Source organism: Sphingomonas fucosidasi, assembly GCF_036663855.1.
Lineage (GTDB): Bacteria > Pseudomonadota > Alphaproteobacteria > Sphingomonadales > Sphingomonadaceae > Sphingomonas > Sphingomonas faeni_B.
On the sequence record NZ_JAXOJR010000013.1, the window covers coordinates 1 to 24,640 of the forward strand.

The window sequence follows — 24,640 nt, forward strand, 5'->3', positions numbered from 1 at the left end:
CGAAAACCATCCGTACCGCCCGCTCGCGGACTTCGGGCGCAAACTTGTTCGTCGTCTTGCTCGTCATGGCTCCACCTTCTCAGGAGTTGGAGCCTCCGACAAACCCGGCGCGGTTCACGCAATCTGCCGCCATGAGCCGCCTTTCTCCTGCTCAAAAGTCTCCTCGGCCACTTCATTCCGGTCTGTTCTCTGCCGATGTTCAAATTGCGGGTGGTCGGTACCGTCTATAGAAGATGCTGGGAACCAATCAGGATGTTGCGGCGGATGGCTTTTAAGAAAAACACTCCAACTCTCAGCGCGCCGGATTCGCCCGCCAAACTGTTCCACACCCTCACTCGGCGCAAGCTTCCAGACGTCATGACCCATCAGCGTGATATGCTGACCGCCTATGGCGAAGACATGGTAGATGAGACGGACGTCGCTCTCCAGCTCCCCACCGGCAGCGGGAAAACCTTGGTCGGTCTGCTGATCGCGGAATGGCGTCGGCGCAAGTTCAAGGAGCGCGTCGTCTACCTTTGCCCGACGCGACAGCTCGTCAACCAGACCGTCGACCAAGCGCAGAACCGTTACGGCATTGACGTCGTAGGCTTCACCAGCTCGAAACGCGGTTACTCCGCCGCCGCCAAGTCGGACTACACAACCGGCAGCAAGGTCGCCGTCACGACCTATTCCAGCCTCTTCAATGTCAGCCCTTTCTTCACTAATCCGGACGTGGTCATTATCGACGACGCCCATGCCGCTGAGAACTACATCGCCAAGATGTGGTCGCTCGAAATACCGGCCGGCGACGAGGATCATGCCGCGCTTCATGCCGCGATCAGCGGCCTGCTGCGCCCTTATCTCACCAGCCAATCGCACGCGCGGCTGACCGGCGAGTGGCGCGACCCTTCCGATGCGAACTGGGTGGATAAGCTGCCCTCCACCGTCCTCCAGCAGATCGCGCCGCAGCTCACCGCCATTCTGGACGCTAACTCCGACGCCAGCGATGATGTGACCTTTCGCTGGCGGTTGCTGCGCGACCATCTGCAGGCGTGCCATGTGTATCTGGCATCCCGCGAAATCCTCATTCGTCCTCTAATCCCGCCGGTTTGGACGCATGCTCCCTTCGCCGCTGCGAAGCAGCGCATCTACATGTCGGCGACGCTGGGCGCTGGCGGCGACCTCGAAAGGCTGACCGGCACCGCATCGATTGAACGGGTGCCTGCACCGGAAGGCTTTCGGTCGACCGGCGTCGGACGCCGCTTCTTCATCTTTCCGGGCCTGTCGCTGGAGCCGGCCGAATGCGAAAAACAGCGCCTCAAAATGCAGAAGCTCGCCGGACGATCCGTCGTCCTGACGCCGAACGAAGCCGCGGCTGCCGCCATTCGCGCGCAAGTCGAAGAGTTGGACGGCTTCGAAATCTTCAACGCGGCCGACATTGAGGATTCCAAGGAGGCTTTCGTGAATGCCGACAAGGCGGCCGCGATCATGGCCGGCCGCTTCGACGGTATCGACTTCCCGAACGACGAATGCCGCCTGTTATGCCTGGATGGCCTTCCGAAGGCGACCAACGCGCAGGAACGCTTTCTGATGACCAAGATGAGCGCCTCGGCGCTCTTCAACGAACGGCTTCAGACGCGCGTGCTGCAGGCCGCCGGCCGCTGCACCCGCGCGCTGCAGGATCGCTCGGCCGTGTTCGTCACCGGCCATGAGCTACTGGAATATCTCGCCGACGACCGGAACTGGGAACACTTCCATCCCGAGCTTCAGGCCGAACTCGCCTTCGGCGTCGAGCAATCGAAGGACGTCGAAACCGGCGACCTCATCGCGAACTTCAAGAGCTTTCTCGCCAACAAGAATGACTGGGCGGAGGCAAACGCGGCGATCCTCGACGACGCGCAGAACTACACGCAAACTCCTTATCCCGCGATGGACATTCTGGAAGACGTAGTCGCCCACGAAATCCGTTACCAGAAAGCGCTGTGGATGGGCGACGCCGGTACGGCGTTGATTGAAGCGCGCGCCATCACGGCGAAGCTAACCGCGCCTGAGCTGCGCGGCTATCGTGCCTTGTGGCATTATCTCGCCGGTGCGGCCGCTTGGTCGATGTCCAAAGCACCCAATGATGCGCACCAGCAGGCTGCACGCGAGCAATTCAGTGAAGCCATGAAAGCAGCGCCCCAAGTCGGCTGGCTATCGCGGCTCGCCAAGGCGGAGTCAGCCGATGAGGCCGCCGAAGCCGAAATCGTCGATCAGGATGCCATAACTCAGGTCGAGCGGCTCGAAACGGTGCTGCTCGCGATGGGAACGGCGAACGATCGTGCGTTCGAGAAGAAGGCCAAGCGCATCCTCAAGAATCTCGGTAAGCCTGAAACCTTCGAGGAGGGGCAGCGCGAATTGGGCGAGCTTCTCGGATTTACGGCGGGAAATGAAGAGTCCGACGCGGCCCCCGACCCATGGTGGCTTGGGGAAACCAAGGGAATTGTGTTCGAGGATCATGCAGGCGGTAGCGCGACGACAGTCTTCGGTGCCGAGAAGGCCAAACAGGCGGCGTTGCACCCCGACTGGATCAAGGAGAACGTGCCGGGAGCCGATGAATTGGCGATTGCCACGATCCTCATCACACCCTGCATCAAGGCCGGCATCGGCGCGAAACCCGCCTTGAAGAAGGTTCTCTACTGGTCCCTCAACGACTTCCAGACTTGGGCGAAGGGCGCCATCAACACGGTCCGGGAACTCAAAGCCAAGCTGCCGCCGCATAGCGATCTGTTCTGGAAAGAAGAGGCTAAAGATCGTCTCCATAAGGACGGACTGACCCAGACAACGATCGTTGATCACCTAGAAACAGCCTATGACGCAATGGAATTTATCGGCAAATAACCTGCGCGCCTCCGTAGTTCCGGCATCGGCCCACGGCCTCTATCTAGAAATTACCTCTTCGCATCGCCTGGAATCGTGACCACGGGGAAGAGCTGGCCGTCCCGTTGCGCGACGACATGCACCGCACAGTGGAATGCCGGATGGGCATAGCTTTGGACGATCCCGTTGATAAAGTCCTGGCTGCAGCCGTCCAGCGTCGCCGGCCGGCCTTCCGCCGCAACGCACCCCCGTTCGGTTTCGGTCAAACCCAGGATGATGAAACCACCGCCGTGATTGGCCAGCGCCAGCGCGGCCTTCGCGAACGTCGCTTTCGCCTCGTTGTCACCGCGCAGATCGAGCCAGTTCTTAATCTCGAGATCAAGATCTTCGCGTGGATCGATCAGCAAGTCGGCGAGGCGCTCGGGGGAAAATCGGATCGGCATCAAAACCGTTCATAGCATGCGATTTGCGATTGCAGGCATGACCTATCAGATTGGGCCGTCAATATGATTGGCCAAGCATCCTCCAAAGGGCATGGTCGGAGCCATGACCATCGTGTTTTTCGACCCTGCATCGTTACATCCTGGCGCGGCGAGTGCAATCGACCGTGAGGGACAAGCGCTGATCGATGCACGCGAGGTCGGGACGCTGACCCATGGCTCGCCGTCCTTCAGAAGCCGGCGGGAAGTCAAAGGCGCGATCACCGACGATGATCTCGTCGGCGAACCGCTGTTCACCTGGTCGAATCTGGCGGGGCAAACCGTCGGGCGCTATTTCCCGAGGAACGGCCAACTCGTTGCGCTGCGCGAGAACGGATACCGCCTGCTCCGTCGCCTCGTCGAGAAAGTCGCCGCCGCCAAGCCCTTTTCGAGCGGCCTGTCCGATCAGTTCCTTGAAGTCGAGATCTTCAAATGGTGGCGCGCGACGGTCAGGGAAGAGGCAAGGAATCCTCTATCCGCCCATTTGCTGACGGTATGCGCGGAAGCAGTCGCGCCGCGCAGGCTACTGATTCCGCTCTCCAACCTCGAGATCGAACGTCCCTTTCAGCTTGGCGATGTGCTGGTCACCCCCCTCGGTTCGCGCCTTTTCGATGACTTTGGCGCCGATGGCGTAGCGCGCTTTCCCGAGGCAGCATCGGAAATCCGTGCCGAAGCACTTAGGATGCGGCAGGAATATGGTCATCTGACCGCTGTCTGTGTCGATGTCATTGGAGAGCGAGAATTCGCCAACCAGCGCGCCCGTGCCGTCGCTTTCGACATGGCCGACTTCTTCCGGTTCATGTCGCCGGCCGCCGCCTCGCGAAACATCGTCTTCGCCTGCTTTCCTTATGGTTGCGAGCATGAGCCCTCTACGACCGTGATCGAGGTGGCTGACGACAAGATGGCGCACTTTTCGGAAGGGGCACTCAATCAAGGTTTCTTCCGGTGGAAGCTGAGCTTCAACGAACTCGACGGCCATATGAAGGATGGCTTCCGAAACTGCGCGGTCTTTTTTGGCGAGGCTCCGCCGACGGGATTCGAGCGCCGCGTGAAAACCGCGATCTCGGCTTATGCGCAGGGCATTGCCGCGACCGACATTCGCAATCGCCTCATCTATGCCATGTCGGCTGCCGAGCATCTTCTGTTGCGGGACGATAATGAGCCGATCCAATCGAATGTGGGCGAACGCATGGCGTTCCTGATTGCCAGCGAAGCCGATAAACGGCGCGAGATCGTCGCAAATTTCAAGAAGGCTTACGGCTTTCGCTCACGGCAGGTCCATCACCTCGCGATGATCAATGATGAGGATGTGCTGGATCGCTTTTTCGAGCACATGTTCATGCTGCTAACTGCCGCGATGGACAATATGCCGCGCTACAGAGAGCATGCAGATTTCCTCGATGCCTTGGACCGCATCAAGTTCAGCTGAAGGCTGATGCCATAACCGGTCCGATGACTAGTGAAAGTCCCGACCCTCGATGATGGACGCACTCATTGCAGCGCTAGCATTATCCACCGCCTTGAAAGTGGGCCTGTATGTCGATGCGCGGTCTCCCCACAACGACAAGGTGAGGAGGTGACCCGAGATCGGCCCAGAATTGCATGAACACGACAATCAAACCCGCCGCCGTCCCCAAGGACGATGGTGTCTCCCCCATCGTAATCTTGAAGGAGTGTCCAGTCGCACCTTCGAGGCTGGCAACGCCCGCCATGTCACCGATAAATTCACCCAAATCATCGGACCGATTGAGAATGAGGTCTGTCAGGAAAGGTTCGAAGGCGTCCGGACCGAGCTCGGCAGCGACAAAGGCATGCGCCGTTTTGGCGAGAACGCGCAGGTAGTGACGTCGATTAACGTCGGCCGGTTTGAAACCAACGTGAGCGACGCCAAGCTCCGCCGCAGCTGCTTTCAAGATCGGATCAGCTCGGTTGGCCTCCACGTAGCGCCACGGGCGGCCCTCGGCATCGGCCGGCTTGATCCGTTCGCCGATAATGCGAGGTGGCGGGGACTGCCATAAATTGAGGATCAACGGTCCATCTTCGATGGCAATCTCCCGATTGCCGAGGTCGCGGACGTACCGCCCGGCCTCATCATGTTCCACTAGTGGCAGGGTGATGGATTTTGGGCCGTCCCGCTTATTTCGTGTCGGGGCTTCGACCATTGCCCGGAATACCCCAAGCTGCTTCTTGAGGACTTCCTGTTCGTAGCGCTGAATGACCTTCTGGCATTCATCGCAGCACGCGCCTTCCAGGATCGTGGCGTTCTTGCCGATCGCGTAAGGAATGACGTGCTCTTCGGTGAGCACCACGCCCGCGGCGCCGCAATAGATGCACTTTCAGGGGGACGGCAAACGACGCGCCGGGGTGTGGTCGATATCGTGTCGCGCAAGATCATGGCTTCGCGTGCGCCTCATTCTTCAAAAGCGATTTTGCGCAACGCGACGGAGCGGTCGGCGCGGCGTCGTTCCATAGCGAGCTGGTTGTCTGCCGACTTGATGAAGCGAGCCGCGAACGCACGAACTGCCTCATTTTCATCGGTGGCCCATTCGGCGACCAGCGCCTTGCGCGCTTCCTGCGCTTCAACGCTGCCATATTCGCCCGTGAGGACGCCGCTTGAATCGATGACGATATCGACGATGTGGAGGAGCCCGTCGTCGGCGGGCAAACGCCCGACGATCGCGCGCAATAGCGGGTGCAGAAACTGTTCACCCTTGAACGCACGCAGCACGGACAGGACGAACTCGATCCCCTCGCGGTTGTCTTCGATTTGACTGTAGAGCAGCGGATAGAGCGGATGCTCGAGATTAGGAAATAACTCAGCGATGAGACGGCCACCGCGGAACTGAGCCAAGCTCGGATCGGCATCGAACCAGCGTCGCGCCGCCGCGACGATTTCAGCCGGTGCGGAAGCCAGCGGCTCCCGGAGATAGTGCAGGCCGTAAGGTAGATCTTCGTACTGAAAATCATCGCTATCACGTTCACGAACGAACCGCTCGCCAATGAGATCGATTACGGCCTGAACGTGCTCACGCGCGACCACGGCCAGGAGCGCTTCCCCGTTCGTCCCAAGTCGCGGCAATTCGACCAGCAGTTTCAACAGCGGCACGACTTGTTGTGCCGACAGGCCCTTGAGCAGCCCGAGCTGATTCCAGTTGAACAGGCCGCCCGCCCACCCAAACAAGCGACGGCTCGAAAGCGATTGGGCGGCCGGCAGGAAAATGTGATCGAACAACCCGTCCGGATGGTTCGCCGATTGGCGCGCGGCAGCGATCGTGGCGTTGTGAAGAACCTGATCGTCCTCCGCAGCAATAGCCTTTACCGTAATCGTCGCAAGCAGATCAAACCGAAACGCCTCGGCAAACTGAAGATACCAAGCAATTGACGAAAGATGCCTGTCCTCCTCGACCCATGCCTCGATTAACGGCAGCACCACGTTGCTATGCCCCGCGTCCGACAGCCCATGCAGCATGCCCGGAAGCCAATCGGCGAGCCGGTCGCTCAACCGCGGCAACCAGGCGAGCAATATCTCCGGTTGCGCCGCGGCGAGCTTCTTGATGAATTCCTGCAAGCCCAAGAACGTCGCCATGTCGTCGCTATGTGTTTCGACAAACCGTTCGAGCCGCCCAAGCCACGCGTCGGCGGTCTCCGCGCCAACGCTAGCAACTAGCGCATCGATCTTGGCGGAGCGCTCTTTCGCTGCCGCCTGATAATCGAACCCGGGATTTGCCCACATGATCGGCATTACGCTGTCGTGCCCGACGAGCGCCCGATATCGATCGAGGTCGGCATCTCCGTCGAGCACCGCGCGACACGCGGCGATGGCGTCGAGGAGGCGGTGTTGCGCCGCCGTCAATACGGGGTTGTCCGCCATCGCCGGCGGCAAGGCGTTATAGGAATAATATCGATGGTGTAGATCGACTTCGACCCGTCGCTTCGCTTCCAAACCAAGGTCGGGCAGGATCGAGGTAAAAAACCCGACTACTCGCGCGAGGTCGTCCATGATGACCTCGCCGAGCGAGTCGGTATAGCCGGCGTGGTTTGGCGTATTGCCGGCCGCCAGCATGGCATAGCGGACGTCTCGGCTCTCTCGCCCCTCGCCGAGTAGACCGTGCAGGCGTTCGAGCTGTTGAAGGGCGTCGCGCCGCACCGCCTTGAGGCTTTCGGTCACGGCCACCGACCTGGTGTGCAGCGTCATCGATTCAGCCTGCCAGCTTGTCCCGGTTACGGTGCTCGATAGTGCCTCGCGCAATATGATAGTGACCGTCGGCGTCGCTGCGACGAACGCGGCATCGTCGAGGTCCGCGATGCGGTCGACCAAGAGCCGCTGGAGCCCCGGCCCGCCCTGTTTCCAAGCGCGACAGTCATGCTGCGCGAAGCGCCGAGTGAGATCGTCGATAGGCTTGCGTTCGTCTTCGCTGGACATGGCTTGGCGCATCTTGACCAACGCGTCGAACATGCGTTCGGGACACGCATACAGCAAGTAGCCGCTCTCTAGGATGCGGCTGATTTTAGTTATCACAGCATCACTTTTCACCCCTGGGTATTCGCGATGGAAGGCGATGTTCGGGACATCGGGCATCGCGGGCGACCGGATGACCGCGTCCGATAAGGTGACGATGATTTCGGGAGCGGCGGCGATATAGTCGTCGTAATTGGGCAGCACGTAATTCGAGAACTTCTCGACGGTGTCGTCGAGACAGTTCCGATCGGTGCAGGCGCGGATCGCACCCAGCGCGTCGGCGTCGAAGATCGCCTTGCCGTCGCGCAGCAGAGCGTAATCGCCTGCTATCTTGTCGAACGCGTAACCCGCTGGCTGTAGAAATTCCTGCATGACCTTGCGAAGCCGCTTGCGCATCGCCTCGACCTTGGCACCGCCGAAGCCGACATCGGTCATCGGCTTGTAGATGGTGTCATGCGCCATCTCTGCCCAAGCGTGGTCGAGAATGGTCTGCACCTGAATCTCGCAGCGCAGGCCCGCGAACCGGCGGTACTCGGGCAGCGCGCAGCGAGCATCGCTATGCGTCACGACCCAATTCTCCGAGATGAAGAACTCCGCGCCGCCTTCTTTGCTGTCGGGATAGTGAATCTTCGAGCGTTCGTAATCGACCGTGAAATTTTCCCGAAGAATACGACTCTGCCCAAAGCGGCTAACGTCGCCATTCGTGTAAAATATTAATCGGCACCCGGAGACGTCCTTGGCGATGTCGCCAATCGCCGCGTCCGCCGTCGCTGCGGCCTTAGCCAGTTTGGAACGCAGTGATGCCACGGATTTGGCGCGGTGCTGGATGTTCTGGAGCCGCAGGTCGTCATGCTCCGCAACAGCAGCTTGGAGGATTGCCGCCACGGCCTCGGCGAAATCCACGTAGAGTGCGCGTCCGCCATTTTCATATTCAGCGAAGATCATCAGACGGTTCTAGCCCCCCCCGCTCGCCCATACTATCTCGATCGATCATCGCGTCTGCTCCTGCGGCGTTGGCTTAGCGCCGTCGTATGACTACCTATCCACAATATGCAGCACGCGCCGATCATCGACATCGCGGAATGGGCCGAGGATGACTTTTCGGCTCGCTGCGCCCGCGCCGGCGTGACGCGCAACAAGTCGCGGCAGGACCGGACCGGCTGGGACTATCTTGTAGAATTTCCCGCCAGCGAGGTGGCGGGCGTTCCCGCGGATCTGCAACCTGTCGAGACTCCGGCTAGCGTCCAAGTCAAGTCCAAGCGAAAGGGCCGGCCCTTCGTCGATCTGAAACTCAGTAACGCGCTGCGTTTTGCGAAGAACGCAGTCCCGTGCTTCCTCGTCCTCTACCAAGCCACCGAGGGTAGCGAACCTATTCGCGTTTTCTCGCGGCATTTCTGGACGGACGAGATTGCGCTCGCGCTAAAGCGCGGGCGTCAAGCGGATGTCGATAACCGCTCGGATCTTCACAAACTCACGGTTCGCTATAGCTTCTCAGAGAGCGACGACCACACCCACGACCTGGTTGAGTGGCTCGCGTCTACCGTCGCGGGACGGACCCGTTATGCCGAAGAAAAGCTGGCGCTCGTTGCAACGCTCGGCTTCGAGGACGGCGCGATCCACGGCAGTCTGAGCTTTGCGGCCGACGACTTAGCGGCCCTGATCGACCATCAGATCGGACTCTTGGACTCCGCACCGACCGTCAATGTGACGCTCGTGCAGCGCCGTTTCGGAATGGACGCGAAAACGCCGCTGTTCTCTGGAACCCCAGACATCGCTCACCTACGGTCCCGTCCGCACCCGGCGCGTGTGCGAGTCAGGCCGCGCGAGGGCGACGACATCTGGCTGGATGGCGAGCTGCTTCTGCCCGCCGTGCAGGCGCCGCAAGAACTTATGAAGCTGCGCGTCGTCACCGACTTCCTGGAAATAGTGATCGACGGAAAGAACCGGGGGCAGGTCACGCTCAATCGAGACCCTGATCGCCAACGCGGGCTCGCCGCGCATCGAGCCATGATCGAAGTCATGCGGATTGCCGCGGCTGGGCCGCTGAGGTTGTTGGTGACGTGCCCAGGCTATCCAAACATCCCGGCCGAAGTCGCGATTCCTGACGCCAACGTGGACGACGCGCTTCAGCAGTTTTCGAACGTCATCGCGTGTCTCGAAAAGGCGAGCGCAGGCATCTTGCCTCCCGATCTCGCTGTTTCTCAACGCGAAATCGATATCGCCTGGAACGCCATCGTTGATTTTAACGGCATGGTCACTGGCACGGACTTCGACGGACAATTCGAACTTGCCGAGACGCCGGCGAAGACTTTGAGCGCGCCGACCGCCACCTTCTTCTTTGACTATGTCGAAATTGGCGACTGGGTGTTCGGCGCAGTCGTGCGGCGTAACGTCGACCAGTTCGAGCTGGATGGGGCCACGGGTAGAATCGCGCTTGGTCCAGCGCGCGTGGTCGAGGCCTTAGCGCGGCGCGCCGGCGGTGACGAGATTCTGGGCGAACTCTACGCCCTTTATCAACAAGCGCTTCTGCCTGAGAAAAAGACTGCGCTCGAAGTGTGCGGAGGAAGCTATCAGGGGCTCCTCGCGATGAGCGGGAAGAGCGCGGCACCGGTTGAGGTAATTTAGGCTCTACGGTTAGAGATGGAACGGCGGAAGACGCGGGCGGTAGGCGGTCGGAGGCGCCTTTCGGCGGCACTAGAGTAGTGCGACAGCGTAGGTATATTGCTCATCATCATCGGGCGTGGCCCGCCAGTTCGCCAGCGCGCCACCCCGATCGAGGCGGTTGAGGGGGGTGGGAAGCTGAGCCTGATCGCCGGCTGAATGGCGTTGGAGATTTCATGATCGACAAGTGTAGCGGGCTGGGCTTCACCGCTTCGCGACCGACATGAACGAACGGCGGGTTCCGGGAAGCGACGAGAAGTGGCTGAATGTCGCATTGTGGGTCGTGGAGACGCGGTAGCTCACGACCAGGTTAAGATCACGCTCCAAGCGGACTTTCCTTTTTCGCGTTTTAGCCGCAAGTATCGGCTCGATGGCTCTCTCACCCGACTATTATTCTGTTTTAGGGGTGCCTTCGACGGCAAGTCACGAGACTATCCACGCCGCGTGGAAAGCGCTGCTCCGTCAATATCACCCCGATGCCAATCATGGTGTGGATGTTTCTGCTCGTGCGAAAGAGATCAACGAGGCGTATTCCGTTTTGGGAAAGAAGGAAGCACGCGCCGCCTATGATCGGTCGCAGATCAGGCCGTCTGCGCCCCGAGCGACCGCAGACCGCCCGTTTCACCCCAGGAAAGCCGGCAGGCGCCCGATGCGACCTAGCCCGTCGATGCAGCCCAGCGGTAGCTTCTCGCAGCCGCTAGAGACCAACGAATGGCTGATGGGCCTTTTCCTGCTGATCCTCACCGCCGCACCGATCGCTACAATCCTGGTTCTGTATAACGAGGAATCCGGATTGGCACCTACGGTTCGACGTAGCGTCGCCGCTCATCCCGTGCCTTAGCCTCCTGCAAAAGCCGTCCGCAGCTCATCGGCCACAAAACTCGGACTTGGACAGCCTGCTTCCTAAACTATTGCCCAGTCGCTACATTCGAGTTCGCAGGGTCAGGCGCCGAAAGCGGTCGTAACGCGGGGATGAACGAGCGGCCGAAGCTGGGAAGCTAGGAAGGGGGCAGGAACGCCTGATTATGGGTCGTGATAAGCGTTTGGCAGACCGTGTCCGTGCGTCTTCTAACCATAATGTAACGCATTGGCGTCATGCAGGGTTTGGGGAGAAGCCTGTGCGGTTATCAATATCAGCGCGCGTATCCATAGCCTGCGCGTCTGTCATCGTGATGGCGCTAGCAGTATTGGCAGTCGGTCTTTCGGTTAGCAATAAAATCCATCAAGCCGATCTGCGCATCACATTTCTCACTTTCGCACTCGGCCGGGAGGACCGGCTGGAGCAGACACAACGTCAATTGCGCCAGGAAATTGGTCGCCTGACCCGCGACGCCGAACGCGGCACGAAGGTACCTGATGCAAGCTGGAAGGACCTGCACAAGCGCATCGCGGAGTTTAAAAACCGTTCGCGACAAACGGCCCGATCACCCGACTACAGGTCGGAACTGGGATCGGAGGCTGCCCAGGACGAGCAGCGAGCCTCCGCAGTTTTTGTCATGGCCTCCTACCAACTGATCGAAACGAGCCGGTCCAACCCCTCCGGCATTAAGGCTGCCATGCCGCGTTTCTTGGGCGCGCTAACGGTCTTGGAGACGAGCCGTAGTCAAGCGCGTCAGGAACTGACCTTGGCGATTTGGAAGGCGGCGGACAAAAATCGACGTGAGAGCCGACGGGATATCATTTCGGTGCTGCTTGGCGGGCTGGTCATCGTGGCGATCGTATTCGGCATGACCATCTGGCTTCATCGAAGGCTGGTGTTACCGATAAGCACCATGGCCGCTCGCCTACGCGAATTCCATGTCGGCGAAAACCACGGGGACATACCTGGGCTGAAGCGGGCCGACGAACTTGGCGACTTGGCTCGGGGCTTGAACGAATACCGCAATGCCGTGGAGAGCCGCCGTGCCGCCGAGCGCCGCGCCGAGTTCCTTGCCAACCACGACATGTTGACCGGTTTAGCTAACCGCCTTCTGTTCGAAAATCGTCTCTCGCACGAGCTCGCTCGTAGCGCGCGAACAGGTGACGTCGTAGCGGTGCTTGCCATTGATCTGGACGCGTTCAAGGCCATCAATGATCGACTGGGTCATGCGGGCGGAGATCGTGTCCTGAAGCGTACGGCGCAGCTTCTGTCCTCCTGCGTGCGCAGCGATGATCTTGTGGCGCGCATCGGCGGTGACGAATTCGCTGTCATCCAGGTAGCGCGCTCCCAACCCGCAGCTACAGAAGCGCTAATCTCGCGCATCTTTAAGATGGCTTCGACACCGTCGGACGAGGGCGTGGCGATCAAAATGAGCGTTGGAGTTGCCCTCTCGGAACCCGGGAAGAGCGGAGACGAACTTCACGAACTCGCGGACCTCGCATTGTATCGCGCCAAGGCCGATGGGAAAATACGGCAAGGATCTACAACAAGCATTTGAAGGACGAGGAAAGTCAGCGCGTCCGGCTGGCCAGGGACCTCGAGAATGCCGTTTCGGCGAAAGAGCTTCGTCTGGTGTTCCAGCCGATCGCCGATACGGTGTCGCTGAAAATCGTCGCGTACGAGGCTCTACTTCGCTGGCGGCATCCCGGCCTGGGCGAAATACCACCGGACGTGTTCATACCTATAGCCGAGTCCAGCGGACTCATCGGAACTATTGGATCGTGGATGATCGATCGGGCTCTTCGCGCGGCATCGATCTGGGACTCGAAGGTATCACTGGCGATAAACCTGTCGCCGATACAGTTTCGCTCGGTCAGCCTCGCGACTGAGATATGCGATGCAGCACTGCACTGGCATGTCGCGTTCGACCGATTAGAACTCGAAGTCACCGAGAGCGCGACGCTGCTCGGTTTTCAACGGGACGACGTTCTGGCAACGCTGGAGAAGCTCCGCGAGTACGGCGCCAAGGTTGTGATGGACGATTTCGGAACAGGGCATTCTTCGCTCAGCAATCTGAAAGATTTTACCTTCGACAAGATCAAGATCGATCGAAGTTTCGTGGCCACGATGCACAGTCACGCGTCGTCGGCATCGATCGTTAAGGCTACGATCGGTCTAGGCAAGAGCCTTGGTTTAACCATCGTTGCTGAAGGAGTTGAGACCGAGGAGCAACTGTCAGCTTTACGTCGATGGGGTTGCGATCAGGTTCAAGGGTTTCTGATCGGAAAACCAGCTGAGTATCTGGAAAAGGCTGACTCTTTCCTTGAGTTTGGTAAAGAATAAGATTTATAACATAGTTATTGGGTAAATCTGCAATACATAACGCTTCATTGTGTGAGGATGTTATTTACCTGTCGATGAAACACAAAAGGCAAGCATCGAGGCTCCAGGACGCTCAATAATATATTTGAACCGAACGAGCGCCCAAAACTGGGAAAGGGGCCTAGTGTCCCACACGGCTGCAACTGGGTCGAGTGTCGGGCTGGAAAATGCACGGCTGCTGCGTGAACGAGTTTACTTCAGCCATGCGCCATGGATGCCGGGCGGCACGCGATGCGGGATGCGGACGGATGCCACGGGCGGTGCCTCAAAGTCCCGGGCATCCAGTATCTCCAGCGCGGTGGTTTGCCCCCCGGCGTCGATCACGAGCCCAATGAGCCAGCCATCATCCTCGCCAGCATCCAACGAGCGCGGCACGAACACGAACTCGCCCGCGATGCGTCCCGGTCCGAATTCGTGCAATCGTCGCGTGTCTCCTTCCAAATCGTGCTTGATGAGCGGCGCCTCGCCAACCAGCGTTTCCGTCATCTGTTCGGGCAACCCGAGCGCATAGATATGGCGGTAGGGGCGGCCGGTGCGACGCTCGTCTATCGTCGGCAGTTCCTGCGGCGAGGGGTCGATCGCGCGCTGTTCCACCGATCCAGTCAAAGGGTCGATCGTCCATCGCTCGAGGCCGCGCGGCTGCTCGTCCGGTGCCAGGTTGTCGCCGGCGAACATGCGGTCGTACGCGACCACATCGAGCGCCACGCTCCCGTTCGGCAGATCATGAGCGTTGGCTGTGTGGAACACGAAGCAGGGATCGAGCGGGAACCACCGGATATCCTCCGCCTCGCCGTCGCGCGGCAGCAGCCCGATCCGGGCCGGATGCTTCTCGTTCCACCGATAGGGAAACCCATGCCCCGCCAGCACGGTGCGCATCGACAGGGTAAGCGGCAGGTCCATGACGACGACGTAGCGCTGCGTGATCGCGCAGTCGTGGATCAGCGGCCCGTGCGACACTGGGATCGTCACCGATCGTCGTACCCGGCCGGCGACATCGACGACGTTGTAGCGAATGCGCTTGGGATCGGTCGCCTCGTAACACAGCGCGTGCAACTCGCCGGTCGTCGGGTCGCGGCGCGGATGGGCGGTGAACGAGCCGGGCAGGGTGCCGCGGAAATGGTCGTAACGCTGCGTCTCTAAATGCTCGTCGAAGCGGACCGGCGTGCTGCCGGCTTCGACCAGCGCCCAGCCACTGCCTGCATGGTCCAGTACGCTAGTGTTGACGGTGTCGAAGATGTGCCGTGGCCCTGGAGCCGCCGGCACATGCCTGGCCGCCGCGACATCGGTCGAGCGGATCCAGCGATTCCGGTACCACCGGGCTTGCCCGTCCTGGAGGCGGATGCCGTGCAGCATCCCATCGCCCGTGAAGAAGTGGTAAGAGCGCGGGTCGGCGTCGGCGGGGTTTGGTCCGATGCGAACGTAGCGGCCGTCGAGCTCGGGCGGGATGACGCCCTCAACGGCGAGGTCGGTGAGAGTCAGCTCCTCAGTCATCGGCTCGTGGATGCCGGTAAGCAGCGGGTGAGGCGCATCGCGGGGCGGCAGGCGGCGCTTGTTGAACGCGGCGATGCCGGTGACGATCGGCGAAGCGATTGCGCCGACGACGTTGTCGATCGACTGCTCGACCCGGCTGGCGAACGTCGGACGTCGATTGACCGTCACGATGGCGTCACGGTCTGGATGACGTCGAAGCCTTCGAAGCGAGGCGGCGCCAGGTACAACGGCTTGTGGTTGCCCGCGCCGCGATGGGCTGCGCGAAACTCCTCGGACCTGGTCCAATTCTCGAAGTCCCCGCGCGACAGCCACACAGTATGCGACGAATAGAGGACGTGATCGTCGGCCGCCGGCCCGCGCAGCATGTGGAACTCGACGAACCCCGGGACGCCGGCAAGGTAAGAGTCGCGCGACAGCCAGGCCTGCTCGAACGCCTCCTCCGCACCGGGGATCACCTGAAATCGGTTCATGGCGATGAACATGGGGCAAGCTCCTGCTTCGACTAGGCAGGCCTAAGGTGGGGTGGAGCAGGACGGGATGCGAGGGCGATGACGCCCTATAAAAGTTGAAAGTCTGATCTGAACGAATGTCCGAAAGGGGGATGGTGATCAAGTTGAGCTGAACGGCGGATTGAGTCGAGTATCTAGCCCGCAGAGCGTCAACGGTATCTATCGGCGGATGGCGCTGAGTGCGTTCGATTCGGGGCGGGTGTAGATGCCGATCGCCAAGGTTGAAGAGGAAGCGAGGGCACGATCGAGACGCGCGCTACGGGCAGGACTCACGCAAAAATCTGTTTGCGGCCAGCAAGGACGGTCTCGAGACTGCGCTGGCGCTGTGCGGGTTTTCTCCCCCGTAGCGCTGCGCTTTGTGCGTAAGCGGACAGCCAGAAGCAATCGCGGCGCGCGTATTGTTTCTTGACGACATATTTGGCACGCTGTTTCATTCGTCAAATTTCGTAAGTGTGCCACTTGAGATTCGATAAGAAAATTGGTGCTTATTGATTAAAATGCTGACCGCATGTTGATAAAGAATCGAACTAAAACCAACTTGAAATCAAAATGGATTATTAAAAATCTTGCTTATATTTGAGTTTTAAAGGAATCTAAACCAGCTATTTGATAGGCATCCTTCCTATGGAATCTGCTGAAACACATCAAAATGAAGGAGGTGATGATACAGTAAGCGTCCTGCTTCATCTGCAGAATGCTATTTTGAAGATGATCGCTAGGGGCGCCGGCCTAGCGCCAACGTGCACTGCGCTGTGTGCAGAAGTAGAGCGGATTCTCCCTGAGGTGATCTGTTCAGTTCTAACTGTCGATTTCGCAGGCCTGCTCCATCCGCTAGCTGGCCCGAGCCTTCCGGAAGCATATTCCAAAGCACTAGATGGATTGTCCGTCGGCCCGCTCGCCGGTTCTTGCGGAACTGCTGCATATCTGAAAACAGATATTGCGGTCGTTGATATCGAGACCGATGCCCGCTGGGCGCAGTTCAAACACCTTGCACTTCCGCACGGGCTCCGCGCATGCTGGTCCAGTCCGATATGTGATGCAGAAGGTCGCGCAATCGCTACATTTGCTTTCTACTATCGCAGCGCCCGAGGACCTACGGCCTTCGAACGCGAGGTGGTGGCTAACTGCGTTCACCTCACACAAATCGCTATCGAGCGACATGAGCGTGTCCTCGAGCACCAGCGCCGAGCTTTTACTGACGCCTTGACCGGTTGCCCCAATCGGGCGGCCTATCATGCCGCACTTTCGAAACTCGAAGGTGCTGCGGTCGGTAGTTGGGCACTGTTCGTGTTGGATCTCGATAATCTCAAGGTCGTGAATGACACTTTCGGCCATCATGCGGGTGACGAACTTCTGCAGATTGCCAGCGACAGGATTTCGGCAGCGGTCAGCCCCGGGCGAACATTTCGCGTCGGGGGCGACGAGTTTGCCGTAATTCTCCAGGCTTCTGAAGCTCTTCGTGATCTGGAAAAGATCGCTGATGAGGTTCTAGCCACGCTCTCCGTTGCTGCCGACTGCGGCGGGCATAGCATCGTCCCTCGCGCTACCATCGGAGGCGCTACGTTCTTATCGGACGACGCCGGGGTGGGGAGTGTTCGGCAGAATGCCGACTTTGCCCTCTACCACGCCAAGGAAACCGGTCGTGGTGGTTTTGTACGATACTGGGCAGGGCTCCGCTCGAACATGACGCGGCGCATGGGCGCGATCAGGGACCTTAGCGCGGCTTTGCGAGAAGATCGGATCGAGGCGCATTATCAACCGATCTTCCGACTGGACACGCGGGAGATCGTAGGACTGGAAGCGCTTTGCCGCATGCGCATTGGCAACAATATGGTCTCGGCCGCCTCTTTTCACGAGGCAACTGCCGACGCGCAGGTTGCAACCTCGCTTACTGCAAGAATGATGAGCCTTGTCGCTGCTGACCTGCGCCGGTGGCTAGATTTGGGTATTCCGTTCCAACACGTCGGTATCAACGTCTCATCTGCTGATTTGAGTGGCGGCGCCGTCGGGCAGGTCCTGGCTGCAGCACTGGAACGCGAACGGGTCCCTCTCGATCACGTCATTCTCGAGGTCACTGAAACGGTGTACATGGGACGTGGCGACCAAGCGATCCAGCAAGCGATCAGGGCACTACGCGCTGATGGCATACGTGTCGCGCTGGACGATTTCGGAACGGGCTTTGCGTCGCTGACGCACCTGCTCACTGTTCCCGTTGATATTATCAAGATCGACAAGTTGTTCGTTGATCATCTGGAACCCGATGGTGTCAGCGTGACCATCGTTGAAGGCCTTATCCGTACCGCAAAAAAGATGGGCATCAGGATCGTAGCCGAGGGGATAGAAACCGAAGAACAAGTCGAGCAGCTTCGCACGATCGGTTGTACGTTAGGGCAGGGGTACATCTTCTCGCCCGCAGTCAATCGCGAGACGACAACCGCCCTTCTCCTTGGGCATGCGCAGGGCATCTCACGACCGCCGATTACGACGCGCTCGGGCGTGGCCTGATTGCCGATCCAGCGCTGAAAGGAATGGAGCGCTCACCGGCAGTATGTCGGATCGATTCATTGCTGCAGTGGCGTATTGTCGCGGATCGTCGGCTGATGATCACCGTGTTTATCAGGACTCATGGAACAGACCGCGGTCCCGGCAACTGCCGAGGGAACCACGTCAGGAGGGCATCCGACAGCGCCGTAGCGACAACGGAGGGATCGCCTGTTCGTGTGCCGCTAGCGCGCACCGTGGTCGCCTGCCCCGTCCACACGACGTGATTGTCTCGGCGCAGCGACACGGTCACCTCGAGACTGGTCACTATCAGACCGTGCAACTGATCCTTCCCCGAGGGCAAACTCAGCGACAGACCTCCAAGTTCAGCCGTCATGCCCGGCCGATCCGATCGGTCGTTGCCGGACCGGACAACGCCACGCTGTGTCTGCGATACCTTAACCTTGGCAACGTAAAGGCTGTGGCTCGGGTCGGGCAGGGGGAGGAAAGGTGTTCGAAGGAGGGTACGCTGAACGGCGTCCGTGAACATTTTCGTGATAGCGGGAGACGTGGTCGGATTATCAGCAGCTACGATCGCTATCGTGCCGGGCCCGACCGCGGTCGTGGCAGCCGGCGATTGCATGAGGGCTGCGACCGCAGCGAGAGGAAGAGCGTACATCCGACAAGATCCGATGCTTTTTTAAAAGGCTATTTGATGTAGCTCGGCACGTCGGAGGTATACGATTTCCCGTCTCAGCTCCGGTATTCCGCGTTGGTTCGATTACAGAAGGTCTTCGATCCTGAACGGCATCTCGCGCAGCCGCTTACCCGTCGCATGATGAATGGCATTGGCAATAGCGCCGGCACAGCCCGTCATGGCAACTTCGCCAAGCCCCTTCGCGCCAAGGGCATTTATGAGAGGATCCGGTCGATCGATGAAGCCAACATCTATCGAACCGATGTCGGCATTCACGGGCACGACATAGTCAGCAAGATCGTTGTTCAGCCACCCGCCATAGCGCGGGTCCACTTCGGTCGCTTCGCGGAGCGCCGCACCAATGCCCCAGATCACGCCACCCCGAACCTGACTCTCGGCCGTGCGCGGCGAGATCACCCGCCCGCAATCCGCAATGCTGACGACGCGTGGCACGCGGACGCGGCGCGTGCCGGGTTCGACATGAACTTCAACGAAGTGAGCAATGTAGCTGTAGGTCGTGAAGGTCGAATAATCCGGCCCGACCAGCGCCATGCCGCCCTTGCGCAGTGTCGCCAGATCCTTCGGGCCCTGATCGACCGCGACATGCTCGACCTCAACCTGAAGCGAGGGACGTCGCACGGTCGCAAGCTGTCTGTGTAGGTTTCCTGCCACCTGACGCCCGGCCAACAGCTCCGCCATGGCAGCGTTGAGGTTTGCGGCCGCCTCTGCCGCTGCTGGCACGACGCTTGCAGTTCCCCAGGATCCCGCCGTCGTATGCTGAGGCGCTACGCTGGTGTCGCCGATCGCAATCTCCAGTTTCAAAGGATCGATCGCCAGTTCGCGTACGAGAACCTGTTCGATGGTCGAGCGAATACCTTGGCCCATCTCATGCCCCGCAGCCGCAAATCGGGTCGTACCGTCTGCATTCACGCGCAGAGTGACGATGTTAGGATGGGCGGAGCCCGGATAGGCGCCCGATGCTACGCCCCAGCCGACCTGCGTGCCGTCGGGCAGCGTCATCGATCCCGGCTGGAGATTGCGCCGTTCCCAACCAAACCGACGTGCGCCCTCCGTCAGGCATTCCGACAGATAGCAGGACGAGAGTTTGTGGCCGTGGATCGGGTCGGTCGTCGCGCGGTGGCGTAGTCGGAAGGCGACCGGATCGACGCCGAGCTTGAGGGCAAGTTCGTCCACCGCGCTTTCGAAGGCGAAGCACGACGGATGCGGTGTCGGCGACCGCATATAGCCTGGCGCCTGCGTGTCGATCCGCAGATTGGCGGCGGTCCCGTGGTAATTCTCGATGCCGTACAGCATGGGTACGGACTCATGGTAGTCAGGCGGAAACTGGCCTTCGCGCGACTGCTGCTGATCGGCATCGTAGCGCACGGCGATCATCTTGCCGCTGGCGTCCGCACCGATCTCGATCCGGTGACGGTTCTTTGGCCGGAAGGTCGCGTTATGGAAGATCTGCCCGCGCGGCAGGACGAGTTTGACCGGTCGGCCGAGCAGCATCGCGGCGCGGGCGACAAGGGCAGTCTGGCGCTGTGCCCCACCACGCTGGCCGAAGCCCCCGCCAATCTGTGGGCTTTTTACCGTCACCTGCTCGGGCGTTAGGCGCATGTTACGCATTACGGCACCCTTCGTATTGCTGCTGCTCTGCGTGCTTTCGAAGATGGTGAGTTGCCCGTTCTCCCATACTGCCGTCGTCGACAGCATCTCGATCGGGTTATGATGCTGTGGCGGTGAAACATAGTCCGCCTTGTGTCGAGTGACAGCGCGCGCCATCGCCCGCGTCGCATCGCCCGCCGTCACCGACTTGACGGCTTCGCGCACCATCCCCGGCTGCTCGATGAGCGAGGTGAACGCGGGTGCGACTGTGTAGGTCGGACGAATGGCCTCGGCGCCCTCGATCGCGGCCTCGAGCGTCTCGGCAACGACAAGTGCGACCGGCTGGCCGCGATAGGCAATGTCTGTCGTGAGCGTTGCAGGCGGGGGCGGTGCGCCAGGGGCCGCAGGTGGGGGCGGCAGAAAGTCGGTTGAAGTCAGCACGCGAATAACGCCTGGTACCTGCATCGCTGCATTGACCGACAGCGAGGCAATCCGCCCCTTCGCAATGGTTGCCGGGACCTGCATGGCGTACAGCAGTCCAGCGACCTGATGGTCGGCTCCATAGCGCGCAGCGCCCATCACCTTCTCGCGGGCATCGGCACGGGGACGGTTGGGGAAGGGGGCGGTCATGACCGGTTCCTCGCTGCGGCAATAGTCAGGGCGTCGGCCACGGTTCGCGCACCAAGATCGATCTTGAAGCCGTTCTGTTTGCCAGCTTTGGCATCGGCAAACGCAGCATGCCCTGCCGCCAGTGCGGTCGCCGGGGTCAGAGGCTTTCCAGCCAGCAGCGCTTCTGCCGTGGTCGCCCGCCATGGCTTGGTCGCCACCCCGCCAAGTGCGATCCGGGCGCGCGTCACGGTGTCACCATCCATCTCCAACGCGACCGCTGCTGACGCGAGCGCGAAGGCGTAGCTCTCGCGGTCGCGAATCTTGTGATACGTCGAATGCCGGCCGGCCTTCGTCTTTGGTACGACGATCGCCGTGATCATCTCGCCCGGTTGCAGCGTGAACTCCAGGTTCGGCGTGCTACCCGGTAGGCGATAGAGTTCGGCAATCGGGATCGCGCGGCTACCGCTGGCGCCCAGCACTTCGACATAAGCGTCGAGCGCGACAAGCGCGACAGGCCAGTCGCCAGGCGAGACGGCGGTGCACGACGAACTCTGGCCTAGCACCGCCTGACCGCGGTCGAGCCCGCCGATCGCCGCGCAGCCCGAACCCGGTTCCCGCTTGTTGCACGGGTAGGTGTTGCCAACCGACGTTCCGCCCGCACCGTTTCGGAAATACAGACAGCGGGTCCGCTGGAGCAGATTACCACCGACCGTCGCCATGTTGCGCAACTGCTGCGAGGCAGCCTTCCACAACGCCTCGGCAAGGACCGGGTAATCGCGTAGAACGACCTTGTCGGTGGCGACCGCGCTCATCGGTGCTAGCGCCTCGAAGCGGAGCCGCTCGCCTCCTGTTTCGATCGCGTCGAGCCCTCGGATCGCGGTGACGTCGATAAGATGCTGAGGCTTCTCGATGTCGAGCTTCATCAGGTCATAGAGTGAAGTGCCGCCAGCGATGTAACGCGCACCGGCTCCCGCTGCTGTGAAGGCCTGGACTGCCGCTACGGCGCTTTTGGGTCGTGCATAGGTGAAGGGGCGCATCAGGCTTTCCCCCTTCCCGCAACCTGCTCGATCGCCGCGACGATGCCGACATAGGCGCCGCAGCGGCAGATGTTGCCGCTCATATATTCGCGAATGCGGTCCTTCGATGTGGCGTTGCCTTCGCGAACGCACGCGACTGCCGCCATGATCTGCCCCGGCGTACAATAGCCGCATTGCAGTGCGTCGTGGTCGATGAAGGCCTGCTGCATTGGATGCAGCGTCTCGCCATCGGCAAGCCCTTCGATCGTCGTCACCGCACGTCCGTCGACCTTGGCCGCTAGCGTTAGGCAGGATGCTACGCGCTGACCGTCGACGTGAACGGTACACGCGCCGCATTGGCCATGGTCACAGCCTTTCTTGGCGCCAGTCAGGTGCAGTTGCTCCCGCAACAGGTCAAGCAACGATGTCCGCACATCGATCTCTACCGGTACCGCCTTGCCGTTGACCGTTGTCCGGATCGCCAATCGGGTGCCCGCAGGCTTGCGGAGCGGTGCGGCAACCGCCGGATCGCTCTCAGAAATAAGGCCGGACGCTGTAAGCGCGGCGGTACCCCCGAGCGCGGTGCGCCGTGTCAAAGGCACGCTCAGCAAGTGCTCCATATCAGGCATCAGAAAGTCTCCGGACGGGCACTCGCCGTATTAGACATTTGTAGCCGAAACAGATGCTTAGCCAAAGCACTTAGATCGGCCAATAAGCGGTTGCCGTCTTCAAAGCGCGTAGACGCCGCAAGGTTGAACTTTTCATCGGTCCCTGATCGGCAAGCGGAGGCTCTATTCGGTCAGCTATCATCCCGAACAGGGGCCTGAACCCCTTCAAATAGTGGGCTTGCCCCGGTGTCAGGATGAAACATAGCGGTCTTCCTTAGCTATCGCAGCGCGCGTGCGGCTGGGTCGCAAAGTCGCCTCGCCAGCGAACGAGTCCCTCCAATTCCTGATCGCTTTTTTTATTCCGGCAGCGCAATGACAGGCCCGGACTACAGTTTTATCGATCATGTCCACACTGGCATCCCGCTCGACGAAAGCGGCGAGGGTATCCAGAATGGCCCCGAACACACCCGTCACGATCCAGCGACTATACCGCCGGAACACGATGTTCCACTTGCGGTATTCATCCGGCAAATGCCGCCACTGCGTGCCTATTCGCGCCATCCACACGATGCCCTCCAAGTAGGGTCGGTTGTCGCCTGCGGGTCGGCATGCGGGTCGGCAACCGACGAGTCTCAGGCACGCAGCGGCGCCTTAACGAGTGTCCGATCTTGGATGGTGACATTGGCGCCGGGAATGACCGACTATGGGTCTTTTAAGCAAGACGGCGTGCGTTCTGAAGCCCGCCCAAAAGGTGTCAGAGTCCGCGGGTCATCGAGAGCCGGAATCTCGGACCATCGCTGTTGTTGAAGGGGCGGGCCGCCCTCGACAGCTGCCTGGCAGCGCACCACATCAGACTCATGAACAGCTATGCAAAGACCGATGAGGCCGTCGCCGCCCTAACGCCCGAGCAGTTCCGGGTCACCCAGCAGAATGGAACGGAGCGCCCGGGCACCGGCCCGCTGCTGAAGAACAAGGAAGCGGGAGTCTATGTCGACATCGTCTCTGGCGAGCCACTGTTCGCCAGCGCCGACAAGTACGAGTCCGGCTGCGGATGGCCCAGCTTCACCAGGCCGATCGACACTGCAAGCGTGAAAACGAAACGGGACTGGTCTATGCTCATTCCCCGCACCGAGGTGCGCTCGGCTCACGGTGATAGCCATCTCGGCCATGTCTTCAACGATGGACCGCGTTACCGGGGCGGCCTGCGCTACTGCATCAACTCGGCGGCGCTGCGCTTCGTGCCACGCGTGGAGATGGCCGAGCAGGGCTATGGCGACTATCTGGACAAGATCGAGACGCCCCCCGCGACCACGCAGCGCGCGGTCCTAGCCGGCGGCTGCTTCTGGGGCATGCAGGACCTGATGCGGAAGCTGCCCGGTGTCGTCTCAACGCGGGTCGGCTATTCGGGCGGCAACGTGGCGAAAGCTACGTACCGCAGACACGGCAGTCATGCAGAGGCGATCGAGATCGTCTTCGACCCCGCCCGCACGAATTTCCGAACGCTGCTCGAGTTTTTCTTTCAGATCCATGATCCGACTACAGTCGATCGCCAAGGGAACGATCACGGCGCAAGTTACCGGTCTGCCATCTTCTATACGAACGACGCGCAGAAGGCGATTGCCGAGGACACCATTGCGGACATCCAAGCGTCCGGGCTCTGGCCGGGCAAAGTCGTCTCCGAACTGGCTCCCGTGGGCGAGTTCTGGGAAGCGGAGCCGGAGCATCAAGATTATTTGGAGAGACGGCCCAACGGATACACCTGTCACTTCGTGAGGCCGAACTGGAAGCTGCCGAGGCGGGCGCCGGCGCCCGGCAACGAGGTCGCGGCGACCTGATTTCGATATCAGGCGTCCGCTATCAAGCCCCCCCGCGCGGGACGCAGCGATCCAAGGGTAGCGAACGCGACGCAACTCGAAGCGACGGCCAGCGCCACTGCTAGGAAT

Annotated in this window: 17 protein-coding genes; 8 read left to right on the forward strand and 9 right to left on the reverse strand. The window is 60.5% G+C overall.

Features of this window, described 5'->3' with window-relative positions; all coding sequences use genetic code 11:
* The first annotated feature begins 264 nt into the window (after positions 1–264).
* The gene (locus tag U1737_RS18650) at positions 265–2,859 is read left to right on the forward strand and encodes a DEAD/DEAH box helicase (RefSeq protein WP_332797814.1); all 2,595 of its coding nucleotides are present in this window, start codon (positions 265–267) and stop codon (positions 2,857–2,859) included.
* Between the two features lie 50 nt (positions 2,860–2,909).
* Here the strand turns inward: U1737_RS18650 and U1737_RS18655 are convergent, their stop codons facing one another.
* Positions 2,910–3,245, reverse strand: a complete 336-nt coding sequence (locus U1737_RS18655; protein ID WP_332797815.1) for a hypothetical protein — start codon at positions 3,243–3,245, stop codon at positions 2,910–2,912.
* A 139-nt stretch (positions 3,246–3,384) separates the two neighbouring features.
* On the opposite strand from U1737_RS18655, the gene U1737_RS18660 reads away from it, so the two are divergent.
* The gene (locus tag U1737_RS18660) at positions 3,385–4,746 is read left to right on the forward strand and encodes a hypothetical protein (protein ID WP_332797816.1); all 1,362 of its coding nucleotides are present in this window, start codon (positions 3,385–3,387) and stop codon (positions 4,744–4,746) included.
* A 79-nt stretch (positions 4,747–4,825) separates the two neighbouring features.
* Here the strand turns inward: U1737_RS18660 and U1737_RS18665 are convergent, their stop codons facing one another.
* Positions 4,826–5,647 (reverse strand): hypothetical protein, encoded by an 822-nt coding sequence (locus U1737_RS18665; protein WP_332797873.1) that lies wholly within the window; start codon positions 5,645–5,647, stop codon positions 4,826–4,828.
* A gap of 80 nt (positions 5,648–5,727) precedes the next feature.
* Positions 5,728–8,721 (reverse strand): RelA/SpoT-related domain-containing protein, encoded by a 2,994-nt coding sequence (locus U1737_RS18670; RefSeq protein ID WP_332797817.1) that lies wholly within the window; start codon positions 8,719–8,721, stop codon positions 5,728–5,730.
* Positions 8,722–8,826: 105 nt separating this feature from the next.
* Here U1737_RS18670 and U1737_RS18675 point away from each other — a divergent pair, with 105 nt between their 5' ends.
* The 4 genes from U1737_RS18675 (at position 8,827) to U1737_RS18690 (ending at position 13,639) form a co-directional block, all read left to right on the forward strand.
* Positions 8,827–10,401 carry a hypothetical protein gene (locus U1737_RS18675; protein WP_332797818.1) on the forward strand — a complete coding sequence of 525 codons (1,575 nt, stop codon included), beginning with the start codon at positions 8,827–8,829 and terminating at the stop codon, positions 10,399–10,401.
* Positions 10,402–10,807: 406 nt separating this feature from the next.
* Positions 10,808–11,278, forward strand: a complete 471-nt coding sequence (locus tag U1737_RS18680; protein WP_332797819.1) for a J domain-containing protein — start codon at positions 10,808–10,810, stop codon at positions 11,276–11,278.
* 346 nt (positions 11,279–11,624) lie between these two features.
* A complete protein-coding gene (locus tag U1737_RS18685) occupies positions 11,625–12,854 on the forward strand; it encodes a diguanylate cyclase domain-containing protein (RefSeq protein WP_332797820.1) in 1,230 nt (409 codons plus the stop codon).
* Positions 12,851–13,639 carry a putative bifunctional diguanylate cyclase/phosphodiesterase gene (locus U1737_RS18690; protein ID WP_332797821.1) on the forward strand — a complete coding sequence of 263 codons (789 nt, stop codon included), beginning with the start codon at positions 12,851–12,853 and terminating at the stop codon, positions 13,637–13,639. The genes U1737_RS18685 and U1737_RS18690 overlap by 4 nt, the downstream gene beginning before the upstream one ends.
* Positions 13,640–13,870: 231 nt before the next feature.
* On the opposite strand, the gene U1737_RS18695 is transcribed toward U1737_RS18690, so the two are convergent.
* Together U1737_RS18695 and hmuQ are read right to left on the reverse strand one after the other, a co-directional pair.
* The gene (locus U1737_RS18695; protein ID WP_332797822.1) at positions 13,871–15,337 is read right to left on the reverse strand and encodes an 8'-apo-carotenoid 13,14-cleaving dioxygenase; all 1,467 of its coding nucleotides are present in this window, start codon (positions 15,335–15,337) and stop codon (positions 13,871–13,873) included.
* On the reverse strand, positions 15,334–15,651 hold the full coding sequence (hmuQ, locus tag U1737_RS18700; RefSeq protein ID WP_248525152.1) for a heme-degrading protein HmuQ: 318 nt from the start codon (positions 15,649–15,651) through the stop codon (positions 15,334–15,336). The genes U1737_RS18695 and hmuQ overlap by 4 nt, the downstream gene beginning before the upstream one ends.
* Before the next feature lie 651 nt (positions 15,652–16,302).
* Between hmuQ and U1737_RS18705 the strand changes: the two genes are divergently transcribed.
* On the forward strand, positions 16,303–18,183 hold the full coding sequence (locus U1737_RS18705; protein ID WP_332797823.1) for a sensor domain-containing phosphodiesterase: 1,881 nt from the start codon (positions 16,303–16,305) through the stop codon (positions 18,181–18,183).
* A gap of 757 nt (positions 18,184–18,940) precedes the next feature.
* On the opposite strand, the gene U1737_RS18710 is transcribed toward U1737_RS18705, so the two are convergent.
* From U1737_RS18710 to U1737_RS18725, 4 genes are all read right to left on the reverse strand, one after another.
* Complete coding sequence (locus tag U1737_RS18710; RefSeq protein ID WP_332797824.1) at positions 18,941–21,094, reverse strand: xanthine dehydrogenase family protein molybdopterin-binding subunit; 2,154 nt, start codon at positions 21,092–21,094, stop codon at positions 18,941–18,943.
* Complete coding sequence (locus tag U1737_RS18715) at positions 21,091–22,110, reverse strand: FAD binding domain-containing protein (RefSeq protein ID WP_332797825.1); 1,020 nt, start codon at positions 22,108–22,110, stop codon at positions 21,091–21,093. The genes U1737_RS18710 and U1737_RS18715 overlap by 4 nt, the downstream gene beginning before the upstream one ends.
* Positions 22,110–22,718, reverse strand: a complete 609-nt coding sequence (locus tag U1737_RS18720; protein WP_332797826.1) for a (2Fe-2S)-binding protein — start codon at positions 22,716–22,718, stop codon at positions 22,110–22,112. Before U1737_RS18720 ends, U1737_RS18715 begins: the two co-directional genes overlap by 1 nt.
* Before the next feature lie 228 nt (positions 22,719–22,946).
* A complete protein-coding gene (locus U1737_RS18725) occupies positions 22,947–23,333 on the reverse strand; it encodes a transposase (RefSeq protein ID WP_332797874.1) in 387 nt (128 codons plus the stop codon).
* Between the two features lie 221 nt (positions 23,334–23,554).
* Between U1737_RS18725 and U1737_RS18730 the strand changes: the two genes are divergently transcribed.
* The gene (locus U1737_RS18730; RefSeq protein WP_332797827.1) at positions 23,555–24,532 is read left to right on the forward strand and encodes a bifunctional methionine sulfoxide reductase B/A protein; all 978 of its coding nucleotides are present in this window, start codon (positions 23,555–23,557) and stop codon (positions 24,530–24,532) included.
* The last annotated feature ends 108 nt before the right edge of the window (positions 24,533–24,640 follow it).

Coding starts and splice junctions, on each gene's coding strand:
- U1737_RS18650 (WP_332797814.1), top strand. CDS start 265: ATGGCTTTTAAGAAAAACACTCCAACTCTCAGCGCGCCGGATTCGCCC.
- U1737_RS18660 (WP_332797816.1), top strand. CDS start 3,385: ATGACCATCGTGTTTTTCGACCCTGCATCGTTACATCCTGGCGCGGCG.
- U1737_RS18670 (WP_332797817.1), bottom strand. CDS start 8,721: ATGATCTTCGCTGAATATGAAAATGGCGGACGCGCACTCTACGTGGAT.
- U1737_RS18675 (WP_332797818.1), top strand. CDS start 8,827: ATGCAGCACGCGCCGATCATCGACATCGCGGAATGGGCCGAGGATGAC.
- U1737_RS18680 (WP_332797819.1), top strand. CDS start 10,808: ATGGCTCTCTCACCCGACTATTATTCTGTTTTAGGGGTGCCTTCGACG.
- hmuQ (WP_248525152.1), bottom strand. CDS start 15,651: ATGTTCATCGCCATGAACCGATTTCAGGTGATCCCCGGTGCGGAGGAG.
- U1737_RS18705 (WP_332797823.1), top strand. CDS start 16,303: ATGGAATCTGCTGAAACACATCAAAATGAAGGAGGTGATGATACAGTA.
- U1737_RS18710 (WP_332797824.1), bottom strand. CDS start 21,094: ATGACCGCCCCCTTCCCCAACCGTCCCCGTGCCGATGCCCGCGAGAAG.
- U1737_RS18715 (WP_332797825.1), bottom strand. CDS start 22,110: ATGCGCCCCTTCACCTATGCACGACCCAAAAGCGCCGTAGCGGCAGTC.
- U1737_RS18720 (WP_332797826.1), bottom strand. CDS start 22,718: ATGCCTGATATGGAGCACTTGCTGAGCGTGCCTTTGACACGGCGCACC.
- U1737_RS18730 (WP_332797827.1), top strand. CDS start 23,555: ATGAACAGCTATGCAAAGACCGATGAGGCCGTCGCCGCCCTAACGCCC.